Raw genomic sequence first — 21028 nt, forward strand, 5'->3', positions numbered from 1 at the left:
GGCAATTCTGCATGTTTATGCATACCTATGCAAATTCATTACTATCAGCGGCGTTGTTCGGCGCCGACCCGCTCCGTGGCGGCCTGCACGGCCGCTTCGCGCGCCGCGCTGGCTTCGTCCTCGGTGAGCGTGCGATCGGCGGCACGGAACCGCAGTGCGAACGCCAGCGATTTGCGGCCCTCGCCGACCTGCGGACCGGTGTAGACGTCGAACAACCGCACGTCCTCGAGCAGCGGCCCCGCGCCGGCCCGCACCGCCTCGACCACGGCGGCCGCGGCGACATCCTCGTCGACGACCAGGCTGATGTCCTGGAAAACGGCGGGAAACGGCGACACCCTCGGAGCCGGAAGTCGCTCGACAATGGGTATGGCGTCCAGATCCAGTTCGAGGGCACAGGTGCGCTTGGGCAGACCCGACCGCTCCACAACCGCCGGGTGCAGTTCACCGGCGAAGCCGACGACGGTCCCGCTCTGCCGGTCGCCCAGCACCACTTCGGCGCAGCGGCCCGGATGCCACGGCAGGCGCTGAGTGGCGCGCAGGCTCAGCTCGACACCGGCGGCGCGAGCGATCACCTGCACTGCCTCGAACACGTCGGGGGGCTGCACCGCGCGACCCGGACCCCATGGGCCCGCAGGCTCGCGCAACCCGGCCACCACCAGGGCGACGTGCTGGGGCTGTCGCGGCAGCGACGCGTTCAGCGCGGCGATCTCGTCGTCGCTTGGCCGCCGGTCGGTCGGTATCCGTTCGAGGGAACTGGTGTCCGGCGTCGGTTGGACGACCTGCTGGATCGCGAACAAACCGACGTCCACGGTTCCGCGAGACACGTTGCGGCTCAGTGCCTCCAGTAGTCCTGGCAGCAGGGTGGTGGCCAACTGCGGGCGGTCGGAATCCAGCGGGTTGAGCACGTCGGTCGTGATCCGGCGGGTGTCGTCGGCGGGCAGACCCCACTGGTCGAACACGCCCGCGGGCAGAAACGGGGTGGGCAGGATCTCCACATACCCGTTGAGTCCCAACGACTTTCCCATCGCACGCCGTCGCCTCTGCACCGGGGTCAGCCCGCGGCCGGCCGGAGCCAGCGGCAACACCGACGGAATGGTCTCCAGATCCTCGAGACGCAGCACCTCTTCGACGAGGTCGGCAGGTTGACGCAGATCGGGCCGCCAACTCGGCGGCGTGACGGTGAGCGTGCCCTCGGCGGCGACGACCCGTGCGCCGATCTGGGTGAGCCGCCGCTCTGCGGTGCCCGGTGCGTACTCGACACCGGCGGTGCGGTCGGGCAGGTCGGCCGCCATGGCGATCGGCGGTTGCGACCAGTCGTCTCGGGGTGGCTCGCCGCGCCAATCGGTCAGCGTGGGTTCGACCGTGCCGTTGGTGATCTCGGCGAGCAGCGCGGCGCAGCGGTCCAACGCGGCGACCGAAATCGCCGGATCGACGCTGCGTTCGTAGCGCCGACCCGCCTCGCTGTACAGCCGCAGCCGTCGCTGCGTGCGCGAGACGGCGGCCGGGTCCCACACGGCGGCCTCGAGCAGTACGTCGGTGGTCGTCTCGCGCACCTCCGTGGTGCCCGCACCCATCACGCCGCCGATCGCGGCGGTCGCTTCGTCGTCGACGATCAGCACATCGGCCGTGTCGAGGCGGCGTTCGACATCGTCGAGGGTGACCACGGTCTCCCCCGGTTCGGCGAAGCGCACACGGAATCCGCCGCTGATCAGGCTGCGGTCGTGGGCGTGCATCGGGTGGCCGAGCTCGAGCATCACGTAGTTGGTGACGTCCACCGCGGGAGAGATGGCCCGGATGCCGGACAACAAAAGCCGTCGCTGCAGCCACCACGGCGAGACGGCGCCGGCATCGATACCGGTCACGGGGCGCAGTCCGAACCGCTGGACACCGGTGCCCGGGTCGATCGACACGGGCAGCGCCTCGCCGTCGGCCGGTAACGGGGCGACGGCGGCGGGGTCGACGTAATCGAGGTCGTAGGCGGTGGCGACCTCGCGGGCCAGCCCGCGCACCGACAGGCAGTAGCCGCGGTCCGGTGTGATGGCCAGGTGAAAGACGACGTCGTTGAGGCCGAGGAGATCGGCGGCGGGGTGGCCCGGTTCGGCGGTGCCGGCCGGCAGCACGAGAATGCCCGAATGGTCGGTGCCCAGGTTCAGTTCGGCCGTCGAGCAGATCATCCCGTCGGAGATCCGGCCGTAGGTCTTGCGGCTGGCGATGGTGAAGTCGCCGGGCAGCACCGTACCGGGCAGTGCCACCACGACCAGATCGCCGACGGCGAAGTTTGTTGCGCCGCAGACGATGTCACGTGGCTCGTCTTCTCCGACGTCGACCTTGACGGCGCGGATGGGCTTCTTGAATTCGGTGAGCTCCTCGATGGCGGCCACCCGTCCCACTGTCAGTGGGCCCGTGACGGGGCCGACCGGGATGACCTCCTCGACCTCATGGCCGATGCGGATCAACGTCTCTTCGAGGTCGGCGGCGCTCACGTCCCAACCCGGCGCGCCGGCCCGCACAACGTCGCGCAGCCAGCTGTACGGCAGCCGCATCAGGCCCCTACCCCGAACGGCAGGGAGAACCGCACGTCACCTTCGACCATGTCGCGCATGTCTGGAATTCCGTTGCGGAACTGCAGGGTTCGTTCCAGGCCCATACCGAAAGCGAAGCCGGAGTAGGCATCAGGGTCGATCCCGCAGGCGCGCAGCACGTTCGGATTGACCATGCCGCAGCCGCCCCACTCGACCCAGCCGGCTCCGCCCTTCTTGTTCTCGAACCAGATATCGACCTCGGCCGACGGTTCCGTGAACGGAAAGAAGTGCGGACGGAACCGTGTGCGCGCCTGCGGACCGAACTCGGAGCGGGCGAACGCATCCAGCGTGCCGCGCAGATGGGCCATCGTCAGTCCTTTGTCCACCGCGAGGCCTTCGACCTGATGGAAGACCGGAGTGTGGGTGGCGTCGAGTTCGTCGGTGCGAAACGTGCGGCCGATCGAGACGATGTAGACCGGCGGCTCGCGTTCCAGAAGGGTGCGGATCTGCACCGGCGAGGTGTGCGTGCGCAACACCTGCCGCGACCCCTCGGGCGCGATGTGGAAGGTGTCCTGCTCGCTGCGCGCCGGATGGTCGGGAGCGAAGTTCAGCGCATCGAAGTTGAACTGCTCGGTTTCGACCTCGGGCCCCTCGGCGAGTTCCCATCCCATCGCGACGAACGTGTCGGCGATGCGCTCGCCCAGAATCGTGATCGGGTGGCGGGCGCCGACCGGTTGCCGGGTCGAGGGCAGCGTCACATCGATACGCTCGGCCACCAGCACCGCGGCGTCGCGCTCTGCCCGCAGCGCCGCCAGCCGCTCGTCGTACGCGCTCTGCGCCTGGGTGCGGGCGACGTTGACCCGTTTCCCCGCGTCGGCCCGATCGGCCTTGGCCAGTGACCCAAGCGACTGGCGCGCCAACGCGATCGGAGACCGGTCGCCGAGATGCTCGGTTTTGGCCCGCGCGAGCTCATCGAGGTCGGCGGCCGCGTCGAACGCACGCCGAGCAGCGCTGACAGCCTCGGTCAGCGCTTCTTCGGACAGGTCTGCGGGCCGATCAGCCACCCGGCGATCATAGGTGATGCGCCGATGGCCCTCGAACGCATGCCGAGGCCGGCGTAGGCACCGCAGCCCGCTATTCCGTCGCGGGCTGGTCCTCATCGTCGCCAGCCTCCGGCGGGTGCCTGAGAGTCTTCAGTCGATACATGACGAGATCGGCCGGGACACCGTCATGTTTCGAGGCGAAGAGTTGCCGACGGAGGCGCTTGGCCTCGACTTCGAGCGAATCGAACTCCTCGGCGGGGATGCGGTCCAATGTGGTCTGCGACACCACCAGCTCTCCGCGGGTCGCGCGGTCCATCACGCGGGCCGCGATGTTGACGTCGACTCCGACCCAGTCCGACCCGATGCGCTGGGGATGGCCGGTATGCACACCGACCCGCATCCGCGGCGTGAACCCGTCGACGTCAATGCTTTTCACCCCGTCGCGCGCGGCGATCGCGGCCCGCACCGCCGTCGTCGGGTCGAAGAAGACCGCCATGAGGCCGTCTCCCATGCGCTTGACGATCTGCCCGCCGGCCTCCAACAGGGGCGGCTCGGCCACCTGGGACACGCGGCGCAGCAGCCGCAGCGTGGCCTCGTCGCCGGCGTCGAGCGACCACGTCGAGAAGCCGACGAGATCGGTGAAGACAAGCGTCGCCTCGCGGTTGGCCGGTTTCCCGGACACCCGCTCGGTGAGGGCCTGCCACACTTGCAGCGCGCCGAGGCTCACCTCGCGGGTGGCGACGTTGTGCTGGAGCAGCCGATCGGCGGCGCGGGCGGCAGCGCGCGGCCCGCCCACCCCGTCGGCCGACAGGGGATCCCCGAACTCCGGATCACCGGGCAACGCGCGCCGCGTACGTCGCAGGAACGCGATGATGTTCTCGTTGCGATTGGTGTTCTTCAGCCAGCCCAGGGGCCCGGTCGACCGCTCGAACGGCTCGACATCCACGCCCGCCAGCCTATGCGGGCCGCTCGACGCCGAGCAATCTCCTCAAGCGAAGCGGTCGTCCGGATGACGAAACCGGAGCCGCTGAAGCAGCTGGTCACGGGTTTGTGGCGAGGCAGTAGCCGCTGCATAACGTTGTCCGGCGACGCGCCCCGCAAATCGTAGACAACGTTGGTTGTCAACATTATCGTGGAGTTCGACGTCGATTCAGCGAGGAATCAGATGACTGTGAGCAGCACCGCCAACCCCTTAGGTCCCGACTCGTTGACGTGGAAGTACTTCGGCGACCTCCGCACGGGATTGCTGGGTGTGTGGATCGGCGCCGTCCAGAACATGTATCCGGAACTGGGCGCGGGCGTCGAGGACCATTCGATCCTGCTGCGCGAACCGCTGCAGCGCGTCGCCCGCTCGGTGTATCCGATCATGGGTGTGGTCTACGACGGCGAACGCGCTTCCCAGACCGGCGAGCAGATCAAGAGCTACCACACCACGATCAAGGGTGTGGACACCGAGGGCCGGCGCTACCACGCACTGAACCCCGAGACCTTCTATTGGGCGCACGCCACCTTCTTCATGCTGATCATCAAGACGGCCGAGTACTTCTGCGGCGGCCTGACCGAGGCCGAGAAACGGCAGCTGTTCGACGAGCACGTGCAGTGGTACCGGATGTACGGCATGAGCATGCGGCCGGTGCCGGAAAGCTGGGAAGAGTTCTGCGTGTACTGGGACCGCAAGTGCCGCGAGGAACTCGAGATCAATCGCGCCACCCTCGACATCTTCTCGATCCGTATTCCCAAGCCCTGGTTCGTGTTGATGCCCACCGGGCTGTGGGATCAGCTCTTCAAGCCGATGGTCGGCGCGCAGCGCTGGATCGCGGCGGGCGTGTTCGACGACGCCCTTCGGGAGAAGGCCAACATGCGATGGACGCCCGGCGACGAGGTGCTTCTTCGCCTGTTCGGCAAGCTGGTGGAGTTCGCGTTCGTGGCGGTGCCCGACGAAATCCGTTTGCATCCAAGGGCTTTGACTGCCTATCGGCGGGCCCAGGGCCGGCTTCCCTCCGACGCTCCACTGGTCGAAGCACCTGCGTTCATGGCACCGCCGAGTGATCGGCGCGGGCTGCCGATGCACTACGTCCCGCCGCGCAAGTCGCTGCTCGATCGGGCCGGGTCGCTGGTGCACACCACGTTCTCTTTGGCGGGGCTGCGTCCGGCCCGCGGACGCCATAAGGCAGCCTAGAGGGCATGCTCGAATGGTCTGATGTCGATCTCGCCGTGCGCGATGCCGTCCGCGAGTTCGTCGACAAGGAAATCCGCCCGCACGTCGATGCGCTGGAAAGCGGCGAGATGGAGCCCTACCCCATCGTCCGCAAGCTGTTCGCCACGTTCGGCATCGCCGACATGGCGCGCGAGTCGCTGAACAAGCGCCTGGCCCGGCTGCGCGACGGCGGCGGTTCGTCGGAGAAGTCCTCGGGCGGCGGCATGTTCGGCGAGGGTTCCGGCGGCATGGGGTTCGTCGTGGTCAGCGAGCTGTGCCGGGTGTCGATGGGCGTCGTCACGGGCATGGGGGTCAGCCTCGGGCTGACGGTGCCGACGATCATGAGCCGCGGCACGCTGGCCCAGCAGGAACGCTGGCTGCCCGATCTGGTCACCTACGACAAGGTCGGCGCATGGGCGATCACCGAGCCCGACTCGGGCTCTGATGCCTTCGGCGGCATGAAGTCCTACGTCGTCCGTGATGGCGACGACTACATCCTCAACGGCCAGAAGACCTTCATCACCAACGGCCCCGACGCCGACGTCGTCGTGGTGTACGCGAAGCTCGACGAGGGCGACCCCAGCATCGACAAGCGCGACCGCAAGGTGCTCACCTTCGTGCTCGACCGCGGCATGGAAGGTTTCGTGCAGTCGAAGCCATTCCGCAAGATGGGAATTCACAGCTCGCGCACCGGCGAGCTGTTCTTCAGCAACGTGCGGTTGGGCCGGGACCGGTTGCTCGGCGAAACCGAGGACAACTCCGCCGGTGACGGGCGCGCCAGCGCACGGTCGAGCTTCAGCGCCGAACGCATCGGCGTCGCCGCGATGTCGCTGGGCGTGATCGAGGAATGCCTGCGGTTGTGCGTCGACTACGCCAAGAGTCGCACGCTGTGGGGTCAGGAGATCGGCCAGTTCCAGCTGATCCAGCTCAAGCTCGCGAACATGGAAGTGGCGCGGATGAACGTGCGCAACATCCTGTTTCGCGTGATCGAAGCGGCGCAGGCCGGTGTGTCGATCTCACTGCCGGAGGCATCGGCGATCAAGTGGTACTGCTCACAGGCCGCCACCGACGTCGCGATGGAAGCGGTGCAGCTGTTCGGCGGCAACGGCTACATGACCGAGTACCGCGTCGAACAGCTTGCGCGCGACGCCAAGTCGTTGATGATCTACGCCGGCAGTAACGAGGTGCAGATCACCCACGTGGCGCGAGGCTTGTTGAGCTAGGAGCGGCGGTGCGCGCGTGCGCTCTGGTACAGGCAGATCGCCGCGGCCGCAGCCACATTGAGGCTCTCGGCGGCCCCCGGCATCGGGATGTGAACGCGATGCGTGGCCGACGCGGCCAGTTCTGCGGGCAGACCGTGGGCCTCCGGCCCGAACAACCACGCCGTCGGCTCGACCAGTGCGGCCTCCAGAGCGGGACTGTCCAATGACATCTCGCCGTCGATGGTCGTCGCCAACACCTGCAGGCCGGTGCCGGCGAGCTCCGACACCGCCGAACCGGGATCGTCCTCGGTGACAACGGGAATCGAGAAAATGCTGCCCGCGGACGCGCGCAGGCACTTGCCGTTGTAGGGGTCCACGCTGTGCCCGGCGAACACGACGGCGTCCGCCCGCATCGCGTCGGCGATCCGAATCAGGGTGCCCGCGTTGCCCGGTTCGGAGATCTCGACCGCGACGGCAACCAGCCGCGGCGAGGCGGCCAAGACCTCGCCCAGCGACGTCTCCGGTGTCGCGCACACGGCGACCAGGCCGACCGGAGTCACCGTCTCCGACAACGCTTTGGCGGCGCGTTCTGTCACCAGGTGCACCGGGACATCGGCCAGCATCGCACCGAATCGGTGTGCGGCGTCCTCGGTGGCGAACACCTCGGAAACGAGTCCGCGCCGCAACGCCGCCTCGACGAGGTTGGGACCCTCGGCGAGGAAGCGTGCGGCGCGGCGTCGCCCGACGTGGCGGTGCAGCTTGACCGCTGCGACCACCCGGGCGGAGCGTTCGGTGAGCGTCAGGCAGCCTCGCCCGACGGCGCGTTCACGTCCTCGGGCAGTGCGCCCTTGGCGACCTCGACCAACGCGGTGAACGCCGCGGGATCGCTGACGGCGATCTCGGCGAGGTTCTTGCGGTCCACCTCGACGCCAGCGGCCTTCAGCCCCTGGATCAGCCGGTTGTAGGTGATGTCGTTGGCGCGGGCCGCGGCATTGATACGCGAGATCCACAGCTTGCGGAACTCGCCCTTGCGGGCGCGCCGGTCACGATAGGCGTAGTTGAGCGAATGCAGCTGCTGCTCTTTGGCCTTGCGGTACAGCCGCGACCGCTGCCCCCGGTAACCCTTGGAGGCCTTGAGGATTGTCCGCCGCTTCTTCTGGGCGTTGACTGCGCGCTTGACGCGTGCCATGGGAATGTCCTTCGTTCAGGTCGTACGTGTTCGTCGGTCAGCCGTTGAGCATCTTCTTGATGCGGGCGTTGTCGGCGGCCGACACCTCGGTGCGGCCGGCGAGTCGCCGGGTGCGCTTGCTCGGCTTGTGCTCGAGCAAGTGGCGGCGGTTGGCCTTCTGGCGCACGATCTTGCCGGTCCCGGTGCGACGGAACCGCTTGGAAGCGCCGCTGTGGGTCTTCGCCTTGGGCATAGGTCCTCTGCTCTGTTGTTCTAACTGTTTCGGTCGGGTGCTGCGGCCGGCTCTGCGGAGCCTTCGGCCTGTTGCGCCGCCTTGGCGCGAGTCTTCGCGCCGCGGTGCGGGGCCAGCACCATCGTCATGTTGCGGCCGTCCTGCTTGGCCGAGGTCTCGACGAAGCCGTAGTCGGCGACGTCGGCGCCCAGCCGCTGCAGGAGACGGAAGCCCAATTCGGGTCGCGACTGTTCGCGGCCGCGGAACATGATCGTCACCTTGACCTTGGACCCGGCCTCGAGGAAGCGGATCACGTGACCCTTTTTGGTCTCGTAGTCGTGCGGGTCGATCTTGGGACGGAGCTTCTGTTCCTTGACGACGGTCTGCTGCTGGTTCTTGCGAGACTCGCGCGCCTTCTGAGCCGTCTCGTATTTGAACTTTCCGTAGTCCATGATCTTGCAGACCGGGGGTTTGGCATCCGGTGCTACTTCGACGAGATCGAGATCGGCATCCGCGGCGACGCGGAGGGCATCTTCGATGCGCACGATGCCTACCTGTTCACCGCCCGGTCCGATCAGGCGGACTTCAGGTACGCGGATGCGCTCGTTGACGCGGGTCTCAGTGCTGATGGGGCCTCCTATGTTGTCCTCTAGGAGCCCACTCCGTCAGCTCTGCTCAACGAACAGAAAAGCCCTGCTCAAAGCAGGGCCCACAGCCGACCAGGACAGGCAATCTGTTGCCTGTGACCGGACCGCTGAGCCGGTATGGCCAGCGGTGGGAGGGGGACTCCACTTGCTGTCCCTGGCGTTTGCCGGGACGGTCGCGCATGCCAGTCTAGCAGGCATGACCGATGACCCGAACTCAGCTGACCCGGCCGGCTCAGGTGATCTGAACGGCACCGCCGTTCGTGAACTCGCGGAGATCCCCGCCGTCGAGGTGATCACCCGGTCGGCCGTGATGCTGATGAGCGCCGCCGCCGAGAAGCTCGGGCTGTCGTCCGACAACCCCGAACAGAGCCCGTACCGCGATCTCGACGAGGCCCGCCGGTTGATCACCGCGCTGGCCGGGTTGGTCACCGCGTCCGCGGAGTATCTCGGACCCCATGCCGGACCGGTGCGTGACGGCCTGAAGACGCTGCAGCTGGCCTTCCGTGAGGCCAGCGCATCGCCCGACGAGCCAGGGCAAGGCCCCGGCGAGAAATTCACCGGACCCGTCTGGTCGTGAGTCGCCACCCATTTGGGGTCCCAACCGAATAATGTCGCGGCCTATGACCGTCGCTAGCCTGCCCGTTACCCGCCGCAGGTCGAGGTACTGGTGGGTGCCCGCGGCGGCGGGCTGGACGGTAGGCATCATCGCCACGCTCTCGTTGTTGGCGAGCGTCTCGCCGTTCGTGCGGTCGGTTATCCGGGTTCCGCGCGAGTTCGTCAATGACTACATCTTCAACTTCCCCGACACCAGCTTCGCCTGGGCGTTCGTGCTGGCGCTGCTGGCCGCGGCGCTGGCGGCGCGCAAGCGGATAGCCTGGTTGATCCTGGTCGCCTACATGGTGGGTGCGATCGTCTTCAACATCGCGGATCTGGTGTCCGGCGACGAGTCGGTGGTCGAGGAGATCGGCGAAGTCATCGGGCTGGCCTTCCACGTCGCCGCGATCCTGTTCCTGCTGCTGGCTCGTGGCGAGTTCTGGGCGAAGGTGCGCCGCGGTGCCCTGCTGAAGGCAGCGGTCGTGCTGGTCGCGGGGATGGCGATCGGCACCCTGATCGGATGGGGCCTGCTCGAACTGTTCCCGGGCACGCTGACCAGTGACGACCGGTTCTGGTATGCGCTGAACCGGGTCAGCGCGTTCGCGGGCGCCGACTCCTCGAACTTCACCGGTCATCCGCACGTCCTGATCAACGCTGTGCTCGGCCTTTTCGGCGCACTGGCTCTGATGGTCGCGGCGATCGTGTTGTTCCAGTCCCAGCGCGCCGAGAACGCGCTGACCGGTGAGGACGAATCCGCGCTGCGCGGGCTGCTGGAGTTGTTCGGCAAGAACGACTCGCTCGGGTACTTCGCGACGCGCCGCGACAAGGCGGTGGTGTTCGCGCCCAACGGGCGGGCCGCCATCACCTACCGCGTGGAAGTCGGTGTGTGCCTGGCGAGCGGGGATCCGGTCGGCGATCCCAAGGCGTGGCCGGCGGCGATCGAGGCGTGGTTCGCGTTGTGTCAGACCTACGGCTGGGCCCCCGGGGTGATGGGCGCGAGTTCGGCGGGCGCCGAGGCGTTCCGCGAGGCCGGGCTCAACGCCCTGCAACTCGGCGACGAGGCCATTCTGTATCCCGACAGTTTCCGACTGTCCGGGCCGGATATGCGCGCGGTCCGACAGGCCGTCACCCGGGCGCGGCGTGCGGGCGTGAGCGTGCGCATCCGCAGGCACCGCGACCTGGGCGCCGAGGAGATGGCCGACGTCATCGCCCGCGCCGAGGCCTGGCGCGACACCGAGGACGAACGCGGCTTCTCGATGGCACTCGGCCGGCTCGGCGACCCGGCCGACGGCGACTGCCTCCTTGTGGAGGCGGTCCAGAACGCGGGCGGGACAGACGAAGTCGTCGCCATGCTGTCACTGGTGCCCTGGGGCACCAACGGCGTCTCGCTGGACTTGATGCGGCGCGCACCCCACTCCCCCAACGGCACCATCGAGCTGATGGTCAGCGAACTGTGCATGCAGGCCGAAGACATCGGCATCACACGGATCTCGTTGAACTTCGCCATGTTCCGATCGGCGTTCGAACAGGGCGCTCAGCTCGGGGCGGGCCCGGTCGCGCGGCTGTGGCGCAGCCTGCTCGTGTTCTTCTCCCGATGGTGGCAGCTCGAGACGCTGTACCGCTCGAACATGAAATACCAACCGGACTGGGTGCCGCGTTACGCCTGCTACGACGACGCCCGACTGGTGCCCCGGGTCGGGGTGGCGTCGGTGATCGCCGAAGGATTTCTGGTGCTGCCCTTTTCGCGGCGTCACGAACAGCCGCACACCGGACACCACACGGCGGTGCCGCAGGATCTGATGGCGACCGGACTGTTGCACCACGACGGTACGGCCCCCGATCTCAGCGGGCTGGCGGCCGATCTGCCCGACGCCGATGAGCCGCGGCTGCCTGAACAGGTGCGAGTGCGCATGGCCAAGCTGAAGGCGCTGCAGGACAACGGAATCGATGCCTATCCCGTCGGTACGCCACCATCGCACACCATCGCCGAGGCGATCGAGGCCGGCGACGACGTTTCGGTCACGGTGGCGGGGCGGGTGCTGCGCAGCCGCGACTACGGCGGCGTTCTGTTCGCCCAGCTGCGCGACTGGTCCGGCGAAGTCCAGCTGCTGCTGGACAACTCGCTGCTCGAATCGGCGACGACGGCTGACTTCACGCACGCCATCGATCTCGGCGACCTCATCGAGGTGTCGGGCACGATGGGCTACAGCAAGAAGGGCACCCGCTCACTTCTGGTCCGTGACTGGCGGATGATCGGCAAATGTCTGCGTCCACTGCCGGACAAGTGGAAGGGGTTGACCGACCAGGAAGCCCGTGTGCGTGCCCGCTACGTCGACCTGGCGATCAACACCGAGGCTCGCGACCTCATCCGCGCGCGTAGCGGCGTGCTGCATTCGATTCGGGAAACGTTGGTGGGCAAGGGGTTCCTGGAGGTCGAGACGCCGATCCTGCAACAGATCCACGGCGGCGCGAACGCCCGGCCGTTCCTCACCCACATCAACGCCTACGATCTGGACCTCTACCTGCGGATCGCTCCTGAGCTGTACCTCAAGCGGCTCTGCGTGGGCGGTGTCGAGCGGGTTTTCGAGCTGGGCAGGGCGTTCCGCAACGAAGGCGTCGACTTCAGCCACAATCCCGAATTCACTCTGCTGGAGGCGTATCAGGCGCATGCCGACTACAACGTCTGGATCGACGGCTGCCGGCAGCTCATCCAGAACGCCGCCGAGGCCGCCAACGGTGCCCAGGTGTTCTACCGGCCGCAGGAAGGCGGTGGACTCGAACCCGTCGACATCTCCGGTCAGTGGACGGTCAAAACCGTGCACGATGCGGTGTCTGAAGCCCTCGGTGAACAGATCGGACCGGACACCGAACTGCCACGGTTGCGCAAACTGTGTGACGCCGCGGCCATTCCGTACCTGACGCACTGGGATGCAGGCGCGGTGGTGCTGGAACTCTATGAGCGGCTGGTCGAGGACCGCACCGAGGCGCCGACGTTCTACAAGGACTTCCCGACGTCCGTGTCGCCGCTGACCCGTCCGCACCGCAGCATTCCCGGCGTCGCCGAGCGCTGGGATCTGGTGGCCTGGGGAGTCGAACTCGGCACCGCCTACAGCGAACTCACCGATCCGGTCGAGCAGCGACGCCGGTTACAGGAGCAGTCGCTGCTGGCCGCGGGCGGCGATCCCGAGGCGATGGAACTCGACGAAGACTTCCTACAGGCGATGGAGTATGCGATGCCGCCCACCGGCGGGTTGGGCATGGGTGTGGACCGCGTCGTCATGCTGATCACGGGCCGTAGCATCCGCGAGACGCTGCCGTTCCCGTTGGCCAAGCCCCGTTGACAGCGAATCCGCGCGGTTGACAGCTGCCCCACAGCGCCCCATAAGGATTACCCGTCACTCTGTAGTTCGTGACATCGGCGACGCTGGCTCATGCGCTTCGTGGGCACCTGTCGTTGATGCATGGCTGGATTCCCACAGCGGTACAGGTAGCCGCCGTGATCGCGCTGATCGCTGCGATCGGCTGGCGAACACGTCGGTGGCGCCAGGTGTGGGTGCCGTGGGCGGCGCTGTGCGGCCTTGTGCTGACGGTGGCGATGTACGCCTTCTTTGCGTCGGAAGGGCTTTCGGGCAACCCCGCACCACCTTCGCTGTGGGTGTGGGTGGGGCTCACGGGCACCGCGTGCGCTGTGCTGGTCGCCGGCTGGCAAGGCGCCCGCTGGTGGCGTCGGGGCGTCTCGCTGATGGCGCTGCCGTTGTGTCTGTTGTCCGCGGCACTGGTCGTCAACCTATGGGTGGGCTATCTCCCCACCGTGCAAGCGGCGTGGAATCAACTGACCGCGGGACCGCTTCCTGACCAGACGGACGCGGCGACGATGCAGGCGATGCAGGATCGGCATCAGATCCCGGCGAAGGGCACGGTCGTCCCGGTGCACATCGCCGACACGGCCTCGGGCTTCCAACACCGCACCGAGCTCGTCTACCTGCCACCGGCGTGGTACGCGACCAGTCCCCCACCTCCGCTTCCCACCGTGATGATGATCGGAGGCGAGTTCAACACCCCGGCGGATTGGGTTCGTGCCGGCAATGCGGTCGCCACGGCGGACGACTTCGCCTCCGGGCACGGCGGGTACTCCCCGGTTCTCGTCTTCGTCGACGCCGGTGGCACGTTTCGCAACGACACCGAATGTGTCAACGGCAAGCGCGGTAACGCCGCTGACCATCTAACCAAGGATGTCGTGCCGTACATGATATCGACGTTCAAAGTCAGCTCCAGACAGGCGAACTGGGGAGTCGTGGGTTGGTCGATGGGAGGCACCTGCGCCGTCGACCTGGCGGTGATGCATCCCGATATGTTCGGGGTCTTCGACGACATCGCCGGCGACCTGAGCCCAAACTCGGGCACCAAGGATCAGACGGTCGAGCGCCTGTTCGGCGGTGATGCCGCAGCGTACGCGGCGTTCGACCCCAACAACGGTGATCCGCCGGCACGGCCGGTATTTCGGCCTCACGGGCCGATTCGACGTCAACACGGCGGACGCCGCGCAGAAGGATGCGGCCGGCGTGCTGTCCGGCGTGGGCACGGCACATGGCATCACCTGCTCGGTGGTGGTCCAGCCGGGCGTGCACGACTGGCCGTACGCCGCCCATGCGTTCGCCACGGCGCTGCCGTGGCTGGCAAACGAACTGGGCACGCCGGGGCCCGCTGCCACCCCTAGGCTGACCGCGGTCCGCGATGTCGGAACACCGACGCCACCGCCGGACGGGCCGCGTCAGCTTCCCGTTAGCGCCGACGCGCCGACCGGGAAGCCGAAGTAGCTGTCCGGCTGTTCGCGCGGGCCTGCCGCGAGGACGCTCCGGGTTGTCGAACGTCGCGGTAGGCAGCGAACCATAAGGGCAGCAGGCATTCCCGGCAGTCGATGTTCAATAACGCCTGCGGGCGACCGCGTCGGAAAAGCTACGACGGGCAGTAAGACTGGGTCGCGGCACCGACGAAGAACCCGCTCTGGTCCAGGCTCCAGTTGGCCGGTTCGCTGATCTCGACCGCGACCTGTTCGGGCTTCTGCCCGGTGGCCACGTAGTCACATACCGCGTGGGCGAGGGTGATTGCGTCCTTGGGTGTCGAGAACGGGATTCCCTCTTCTTCGAGCACCGCGACGAAGATGTCGTCGGTCTCGTCGGCGAGGGCCGGTGCCGCTGTGCCCAGCGCCATGGCGACGCCGACAACCGCTGAGAAGATGATGGTGCCGCGCATGGTGGTTCCTTTCGCAGTGATAACGGCAAGACGCTACGCGCAGCGTTCGAGCAGCGCCAGGCCTTTCGTCAAAATTGTCACAACCGCCTCGGCCTGTGAGCGGGTAGCGTGGACGACATGCCGGGCGACACCACTCCGGAACACGATCAGCAACCCGCCGTCGAGGCCGAGGTCGTGGACCCGAAGCCCGAGTCCACCACGCCGGTCGAGCCCGTCGACAGCGGCTACACACCGGGTGGTGTGCCGACGTTCGACGCCGTGCGGGAGAAGGTCGAGACGCGCTACAGCACCGCGATCGGCGCCTCCGAGCTCGCGGCTGAAACCCCCGAGGGTCGAAGCGTCGCCGAGCAATACGACGAGCGCCAGCGAGCAGCGGCCGAGCGTCTCGAACAGATCCGCGAGCAGATGCGCAAACAGTCCGACGAATCTCAGTAGTCCGATTCGGCGGCGAGGATCTCGGCCAGGAACGCATCGGGGCCGGGTCGATCCATCCGCGACCGGGCGAACGCGCGGACCCGGTCGCGGGTGTGCGCCGACTCGTCGACATCGGCGCCCACCACCACCCTCGCGCCGCGCCAGTCATGGTTCCAGGCAACCGCTTCGGTGATCGGTGCCGCGTCGGTGTCGGCAACGGGAAACGATGCACGCCCGTCCGCGCCGAGTACGCCCGCCCCGCCGACGGCCCCCGACTCCAACCGCACCGCGATGCCGTGGGGCGAGCCCAGCCCCGTCAACTCCACCCCGACGAGCGCGCTCACACCGTCGTCGGCCGCTTCCACCGACCAATCGACGGTGTCCTCGGCGGCGTCGAAGACACCCGGTGGTACGGCTGCCCAATTGAGCGAGGCGGTGCCGCCGGCGATGACCGCGGGACCTCGGGCTCGCGAATCTGCCCCTGCAGCAAGCGCATAGTCGGCGCGCCGACCGCTCACCTGGTCCGCATCGAGTGCGACCCCGACATCGTCGGCCACATCGCGACACAGCTCGATGAGCGCGGTCACCCGTGGATCACCTTCGTGCGCTGCAGCGTTCAGTGCCGCGGCATGCGGTGCAAGCAGATGGGCGATCTCCGAGTCGAAGGTGTCGTCGCCGAAGTAGTCCTGCGCAGCGGCCGTCAGCAGCGCGACTTCGGCATCCAGGAGCGCCCCGTCGAGCGTCGCGATCGCATCGCGCTGACTTGCCGGCCACCAACGCCGCAGCCAGTGGCCGAGCGCGAGCCGGCGCAGCGGTTCGAGTGCATCGGGTACCAGGGCCACACCGGTCACCTCGACGCTGTCGACTGCGGCGCGATCACCCAGCGCAGAGATCACCGCGTGGTGGCCCGCCTCGCCGACCACCCGCCACAACCAGTCCGCTCGCGCCGGATCGGTGAACGTGATCTGGGCATCCGTCGGCTCGTCGACCGTCCACGACAGCACCGCACCGCTGACTTCGAGAACGGCGACCACCGAAGCCGGGGCCACCAGCGGTCCCGTCGTCCACAGGCCCGAATCGGCCATCAGCCTCATCCGGCCACCTGCATCTCGAGCATCGTCTTGATCCGCTGGCGGTGGTCCAGGCTGACCGACCTCGCCACCCCTTCGAGCACCGCACGAACCTCGTCGACGTCGCCACACGGCTCCTGCCACACGTCGCGGCCGTGCAGCCTGGCCCACAACCGGCTCAGGTACGGGCGCGCGAACATCGCCAGCTCGTCGATCACCTGCTGCTGGCGCGGATGGATCGGCCCGTCGGCGGCCAGATAGCGGCGCGCATGCAGCACATATGCCTCTTTGCGGAGCCGCGCCTGAATCTGGCGGGCCAACTCGTAGCGGGGCACGGCGCCATCGGCCAGCGGCGCGAGATGCACCGCGACCTCGATTCCCGCGACCAGCGTGGCCTGCTTGTCCTCTCCTATCAGCCCCCACGGAGCGCACGCCCGGTCGACCTCTTCGGCGCACAATGTCGGCACATCGGGAAGTTCGTCGCGGTCCATAGCCCTTCGCAGCGTTGCGCGCACCCTGTCGATCACGCTGCGGTTCAGGGGCCGGTCGTGGTCCGGCCCGCCGATGATGCTCGGCTGTTGTTGTGGTTCAACAGAACTCAGGCCGAGATCCACGATCGACCATGGCAGCTCGGCCGGTCCGCTGCGCGCCTTAGCTCCGAGGTTGTACGGCGCGGCGTCGGCGATCAACGCCTGCCACACACGCTGTCGCGCGGCGGCGGCAGAGTGGCCGTCGGCGGGGCCGAGCACCGTGGTCAGTCCGGCCATGAACGGGCCGGTGATATCGGTGCCCGCGCGAACATCTCGCCAACTGCGACTCAGCTGCCTCTCCAGTTCGGTGATGACCTTCTCGTCGGACACGAACCGGTTCAGTACTTCGATCGCGGTGCGGTCGCGTTCATCGTGTATCTCGCGCAGCACCTCCTCGGCACCGGAACCACGTTGTGCGGGCGGCCCTTTCGTCACGGCCAGCTCGAAACACACCGGGAAGTACAGCTCTTGGGCATTGCCCGAGGTGATGCGCAACCGACGCCGCTCCCGTTTGAGGACGTCGAACCAGGCCGCGGTGTCCCGCAGTTGCGCACTGTGCCCGACGATCGCGTCGTACATCGCATCGGCCACATCGGGCGCCACGAACGGCGCCGAGAATTGGGTGTTCGATCGCAGCCGCAGGACCAGCGGATCGATGATCCGTTTCACCGTTCGCCGCAGCGGCCCGCCGTCCTCGCTGCTGAGCACTTCGACACCGGGCCCGATGGCGCGCCAGGCGCGGTCGATGACCGCCCGGCGCGGATGGGCGACGGCCACGGCCGTCCCGGTGCTCATCAGGACAGGATAGAAGTAGGTTCCGGTTGTGGACAGCAGGAAAGTTGGGTTCGGTAGCGGCGCGGCCGCCCGACCCTTGAGGTCATGTTCACTGCGCTGTTCGCGTTCGTCTGCATCGTTTACATCGGCACGACGGCCGCTTCGTTACTACCCGCTTGGAAGCTCTCCCGAGTGGATTGCGGTGAGGCCGACGAGCGCCTGGCCACGGCCGAGGACATCCTCGCCGCGCGAGCGGAGTTCGACCGGACGATGGTGCGCAAGGGCCTGCTCACCCGCGACCGACTCGAGTTGATCCGCAACGGCATCCGTTCACCGGCGGTTGTCACCGCAATGCGGCCGACCGGGCAGGCGCTCGAGGACTGCCGGGAAGTCGAACTCGATGTGATGGTCAAAAAGCCTGAAGGCGGGCAGTTTCCCGCCCGGGAGACCGCGTTGGTGCCGGCGTCCGCGCTGGTCAAGGTCTCTCCCGGCAGCGTCATCGACACCTACTACCGTCCCGGTGACGAGACCGCCGTGGCGATCTGCGTGGCGCCGGTGTGATCAGCGCGCGCCGTCAACGGCGAAGCTGGCCAGCGCCGCCCAATACAGCGGGCTGGCGGTCAAATCGCCACCGCGCCAGTCGCGCATCCGGTCCCGCTGCCAGCGGTTCACCGCGCGGCCGGCCTCGTCGGCCTCATGGGCGCGGTCGACGGCTACGATCGCCTCGCTCATCGGGTCGGCCTCGGATGCGGCGAACTGCCGGTAGCCCGCCGTCGTCGGCAGCGACCACAACGTGGCAGTGACCAATTGGGCGCCACCCAGGACCATCGCCGCCACCAGCCCACTGGCCTCGTCGAACTGATAGTCCCCGCCGGATGCGCACGCCAGCAGCGCAACCCGCGGAGGAAAGGGCAATCGCGCCGCCATGAGCTCACCCGCGGTGAGCGGTCGCTCTTCGGCGAGGTGCAGCGCCGCGCGGTCCGCGTGGCCGGCGTCGCCGTCGGCGGCGGTGGCGTGCCCGACGTAAACCATGCGACCGGGCCGGCGCGCGAGCTGACCGGCGAGCCAACCGCGGTCGGCGTCGGTACGCCGGAACAGCTCGGTGACGGCCGCCACGTCCGGCAGCACCGGGCGGCGGTCGGTGAGATCGGCGAAATGACGAGCCAGGGCGGTATCAGGCGACGGTTTGCCGAGCACGGAGCCCAACGCCGCGTCCGGGCGCTGGCCGGGCACGCGCGGGTCGAGCACCAACAGAACGGGGTTGTCGCTTCTGTCGTTCCAATTCGCTGGTGCCCGCGGCGAATTGACGATATTGGGTGGCACGGCCATCATGACCTCGGCCAGCTCCATCAGCCGGATGCCGTCTTCCTCCGGCGCCGCCAGCAGACCCCAGGGGATCCTGGCCAGCCGCGCGCTCGGGGACACGAACAGCGTCGCGCGCGGTGACGCCGCATGCTCAACGAGCAGCTGCCAGGCGGCGGGGGCGATCAGTTGTGTGCCCAGTGCGCGCGCAAGCTCGATTTCGGCTGTGGGCGAGGCGAAGGCGCCTCGTGCGATCGCGCGGTCGAGTGCGTCACGACGGGTTTCGGTGCCGAGTGGGTCGGGCAGCGCCTCGGCCAGCCGCTGTTCGGCTGCGACGAGGTCCGGCTGTTCGACCACCCAGGTGACGGTTCGCGACGGGTCTCCCACAACCCGCAGCCCGGCGTACGTCGCCACCCCGACGTCGGCGAACCGCAGGACGAGAGTCTTGGTCAGGGCCACGTGCACCACGCGGGCTCGTCCGCGGTCACGTCGCGGCCGTACCGCTCGGCTGCCAGGGCGCGGTAACGACCGATGATCGGCGCGGTGGCCGGGTCCATCACCAGCGGCGGCAACGGTCCGAGCCTGGTCAGCGACGCGCTCGCGGTGACCATCGGCCCGGCGGCGACCAACGCGTACTCGTCGGCGGACTCCACGGGTACGGCCGCCGTCGCGGTGCCCGCCCAGTCCATAGCGTCGGCGGAAACGGGTTCGGCGGTGAAGGTTCCGCGCGCGCTGTGGTATTCGATGAGCTCGCTGACCAGTTCGGTGTTGCCCCACTCCCATGCGACGGCGAACGCGCCGGCGAGGATCGGAGCGGAAACGTAGGTTGCCCACCGCATTCGGGCGTCGGCGTCGGGAATCGCATACCGCACCGAGTCGACGGCCATCGCGGCGGGGAGTTTGAGTTCGGCGGCCTTCTGGAGCTTCTCCGCCGCGTGGACGGGATCGGCCAGTGCGTCGGCCCGCCAGATGTTGCCGAGCTGGTCGTCGAGGCGGGCGTACTGCAGCCAGCTGTGGCGGGGCCACGCGTCGAGCAGTTCACGAGCCTGTCCGACGCGCTCGAGTGCTGCGGCGAAGTCTCCGCGGAAGATGTCGACCCAGCTGCGCTGCAACAGGATCCGGTGGATATGCAGGGGCTTCTCGATCTCACGCCAGTGCCGTTCGGCATGGCCGAGTCGTTCGTCGGCGTCGTCGAGCGCGTTCACGGAGATGCTGATCAGCCCGAAGTACAGCCAGCACCGCGAGACATCGTGCGCGCGAAGGTGTTCGGCGATGGCCGGATATGCCTCGTGGACCAACGTCTGCGCCTGCGGCCGGTCCCCCGCCGACCACGCCGCCGTCGCACGTTCGAGTTGGGTGCGCGCCACTGCGAGCCTCCACCCACGCGCCTCCGCGCGCGCCCCCGCCCGCCGCAGCCAGGGCTCGGCCGCAACGAGCCGGCCGGTCTCGACGCAGAACCTGCCATAGCCGGTGGCTCCCAGGACGAGGAGGTGATCGTGGTGTTCGCCACCGTCGCCGGGACGCTCGATCACGTCGATCACGCGCTCCCACAACGGGATCGACTTCACGTGCAGGTCGTCGTCACACAGCGCGACCGCACACAGGATCTCGGCGTAGGTGACCAGGAATCGGTGTTCGGTGGCGAGTTCGGCGACCGGCTCGTCGTCGGTCAGTGCGATCAACGCGGCCTCGGCGGTCTCATGGTCACCGTGCGCTGCGGCCAACCCGGTCTGCAGGAACTGCGCGCGCCGCGAGTACCGGCGCACCATCAGCTCGATCTCGGCCGTCGACATCGTCACCTGTGCCGCGGCCTCGGGCTTGCTACCCGCGAGGATCGCCGAATAGACGGCCAGGCATTCGCGCATCCGGTTCAGGCATTCCTCGGCGCCGTCGTATGCGGTGCGGACGAGGTAGATCTCGCCGAGCAGCGCGTACACCTCGAGCATCCAGTCGTCGCGGCCGGCCTGCTCGATCTGCGGCACCAGAGACAGCAGGAGATCCTTGGCCGCCTCCTCGTTGGCGGCGAATGCGAGGTGACGCGCACGCTCGAGGTCCGTGGGGATCGCCACCGCGCAATCAT

At 68.0% G+C, this 21028-nt stretch carries 18 protein-coding genes and 1 pseudogene; 7 read left to right on the forward strand and 12 right to left on the reverse strand.

All coding sequences use genetic code 11. From position 1 onward, the window contains the following. Positions 1-44: 44 nt before the first annotated feature. From pheT to CEX88_RS15985, 3 genes are all read right to left on the reverse strand, one after another. Complete coding sequence (gene pheT / locus CEX88_RS15975) at positions 45-2543, reverse strand: phenylalanine--tRNA ligase subunit beta (RefSeq protein ID WP_094294239.1); 2499 nt, start codon at positions 2541-2543, stop codon at positions 45-47. Next, the gene (gene pheS, locus CEX88_RS15980; protein WP_094294240.1) at positions 2543-3586 is read right to left on the reverse strand and encodes a phenylalanine--tRNA ligase subunit alpha; all 1044 of its coding nucleotides are present in this window, start codon (positions 3584-3586) and stop codon (positions 2543-2545) included. Before pheS ends, pheT begins: the two co-directional genes overlap by 1 nt. A 70-nt stretch (positions 3587-3656) precedes the next feature. Beyond that, positions 3657-4511: an adenylate/guanylate cyclase domain-containing protein gene (locus CEX88_RS15985; protein WP_238382086.1), complete on the reverse strand. Its 855-nt coding sequence runs from the start codon at positions 4509-4511 to the stop codon at positions 3657-3659. Positions 4512-4730: 219 nt separating this feature from the next. Here CEX88_RS15985 and CEX88_RS15990 point away from each other — a divergent pair, with 219 nt between their 5' ends. Both CEX88_RS15990 and CEX88_RS15995 read left to right on the forward strand, forming a co-directional pair. Beyond that, positions 4731-5744 (forward strand): oxygenase MpaB family protein, encoded by a 1014-nt coding sequence (locus tag CEX88_RS15990; protein WP_094294294.1) that lies wholly within the window; start codon positions 4731-4733, stop codon positions 5742-5744. A 5-nt stretch (positions 5745-5749) separates the two neighbouring features. Continuing rightward, complete coding sequence (locus CEX88_RS15995; RefSeq protein WP_094294241.1) at positions 5750-6985, forward strand: acyl-CoA dehydrogenase family protein; 1236 nt, start codon at positions 5750-5752, stop codon at positions 6983-6985. Here the strand turns inward: CEX88_RS15995 and CEX88_RS16000 are convergent. The 4 genes from CEX88_RS16000 to infC are packed head-to-tail and all read right to left on the reverse strand — an operon-like array spanning position 6982 to position 8993. Then, positions 6982-7740 (reverse strand): TrmH family RNA methyltransferase, encoded by a 759-nt coding sequence (locus tag CEX88_RS16000; protein WP_094294242.1) that lies wholly within the window; start codon positions 7738-7740, stop codon positions 6982-6984. The genes CEX88_RS15995 and CEX88_RS16000 overlap by 4 nt on opposite strands. A 23-nt stretch (positions 7741-7763) precedes the next feature. Further along, positions 7764-8153: a 50S ribosomal protein L20 gene (gene rplT / locus CEX88_RS16005; protein WP_064346258.1), complete on the reverse strand. Its 390-nt coding sequence runs from the start codon at positions 8151-8153 to the stop codon at positions 7764-7766. Positions 8154-8190: 37 nt separating this feature from the next. Beyond that, entirely contained in the window at positions 8191-8385 is a 195-nt protein-coding gene (rpmI, locus tag CEX88_RS16010; protein WP_064395677.1) for a 50S ribosomal protein L35, read from the reverse strand. Between the two features lie 20 nt (positions 8386-8405). After that, positions 8406-8993, reverse strand: a complete 588-nt coding sequence (infC, locus tag CEX88_RS16015; RefSeq protein ID WP_082693995.1) for a translation initiation factor IF-3 — start codon at positions 8991-8993, stop codon at positions 8406-8408. Positions 8994-9207: 214 nt separating this feature from the next. Between infC and CEX88_RS16020 the strand changes: the two genes are divergently transcribed. The 3 genes and pseudogenes from CEX88_RS16020 to CEX88_RS16030 all read left to right on the forward strand — a co-directional run bounded on the left by CEX88_RS16020 (position 9208) and on the right by CEX88_RS16030 (position 14422). After that, entirely contained in the window at positions 9208-9588 is a 381-nt protein-coding gene (locus tag CEX88_RS16020) for a DUF1844 domain-containing protein (RefSeq protein WP_094294243.1), read from the forward strand. 43 nt (positions 9589-9631) lie between these two features. Then, complete coding sequence (gene lysX, locus CEX88_RS16025; protein WP_094294244.1) at positions 9632-12946, forward strand: bifunctional lysylphosphatidylglycerol synthetase/lysine--tRNA ligase LysX; 3315 nt, start codon at positions 9632-9634, stop codon at positions 12944-12946. Positions 12947-13062: 116 nt separating this feature from the next. Beyond that, positions 13063-14422, forward strand: a pseudogene (locus tag CEX88_RS16030) (alpha/beta hydrolase). Between the two features lie 139 nt (positions 14423-14561). Here CEX88_RS16030 and CEX88_RS16035 read toward each other — a convergent pair. Next, positions 14562-14858, reverse strand: a complete 297-nt coding sequence (locus CEX88_RS16035; RefSeq protein ID WP_068192355.1) for a DUF732 domain-containing protein — start codon at positions 14856-14858, stop codon at positions 14562-14564. 117 nt (positions 14859-14975) lie between these two features. Between CEX88_RS16035 and CEX88_RS16040 the strand changes: the two genes are divergently transcribed. Next, a complete protein-coding gene (locus CEX88_RS16040) occupies positions 14976-15293 on the forward strand; it encodes a hypothetical protein (RefSeq protein WP_066850442.1) in 318 nt (105 codons plus the stop codon). Here the strand turns inward: CEX88_RS16040 and CEX88_RS16045 are convergent. Both CEX88_RS16045 and CEX88_RS16050 read right to left on the reverse strand, forming a co-directional pair. Next, the gene (locus tag CEX88_RS16045; RefSeq protein ID WP_094294245.1) at positions 15287-16366 is read right to left on the reverse strand and encodes a hypothetical protein; all 1080 of its coding nucleotides are present in this window, start codon (positions 16364-16366) and stop codon (positions 15287-15289) included. The two genes, CEX88_RS16040 and CEX88_RS16045, sit on opposite strands and share 7 nt — an antisense overlap. Beyond that, complete coding sequence (locus tag CEX88_RS16050) at positions 16363-17667, reverse strand: hypothetical protein (protein ID WP_094294246.1); 1305 nt, start codon at positions 17665-17667, stop codon at positions 16363-16365. The genes CEX88_RS16045 and CEX88_RS16050 overlap by 4 nt, the downstream gene beginning before the upstream one ends. Positions 17668-17751: 84 nt before the next feature. Here CEX88_RS16050 and CEX88_RS16055 point away from each other — a divergent pair, with 84 nt between their 5' ends. Further along, positions 17752-18207 (forward strand): hypothetical protein, encoded by a 456-nt coding sequence (locus CEX88_RS16055; protein ID WP_094294247.1) that lies wholly within the window; start codon positions 17752-17754, stop codon positions 18205-18207. On the opposite strand, the gene CEX88_RS16060 is transcribed toward CEX88_RS16055, so the two are convergent. Both CEX88_RS16060 and CEX88_RS26360 read right to left on the reverse strand, forming a co-directional pair. Beyond that, positions 18208-19416, reverse strand: coding sequence for a CHAT domain-containing protein (locus CEX88_RS16060; RefSeq protein WP_094294248.1), 1209 nt, complete (start codon positions 19414-19416; stop codon positions 18208-18210). Further along, positions 19398-21017 carry a hypothetical protein gene (locus CEX88_RS26360; RefSeq protein WP_094294295.1) on the reverse strand — a complete coding sequence of 540 codons (1620 nt, stop codon included), beginning with the start codon at positions 21015-21017 and terminating at the stop codon, positions 19398-19400. The genes CEX88_RS16060 and CEX88_RS26360 overlap by 19 nt, the downstream gene beginning before the upstream one ends. Positions 21018-21028: the final 11 nt, after the last annotated feature.

Origin of the sequence: Mycobacterium neumannii (genome assembly GCF_002245615.1) — a bacterium.
Classification (GTDB): domain Bacteria; phylum Actinomycetota; class Actinomycetes; order Mycobacteriales; family Mycobacteriaceae; genus Mycobacterium; species Mycobacterium neumannii_A.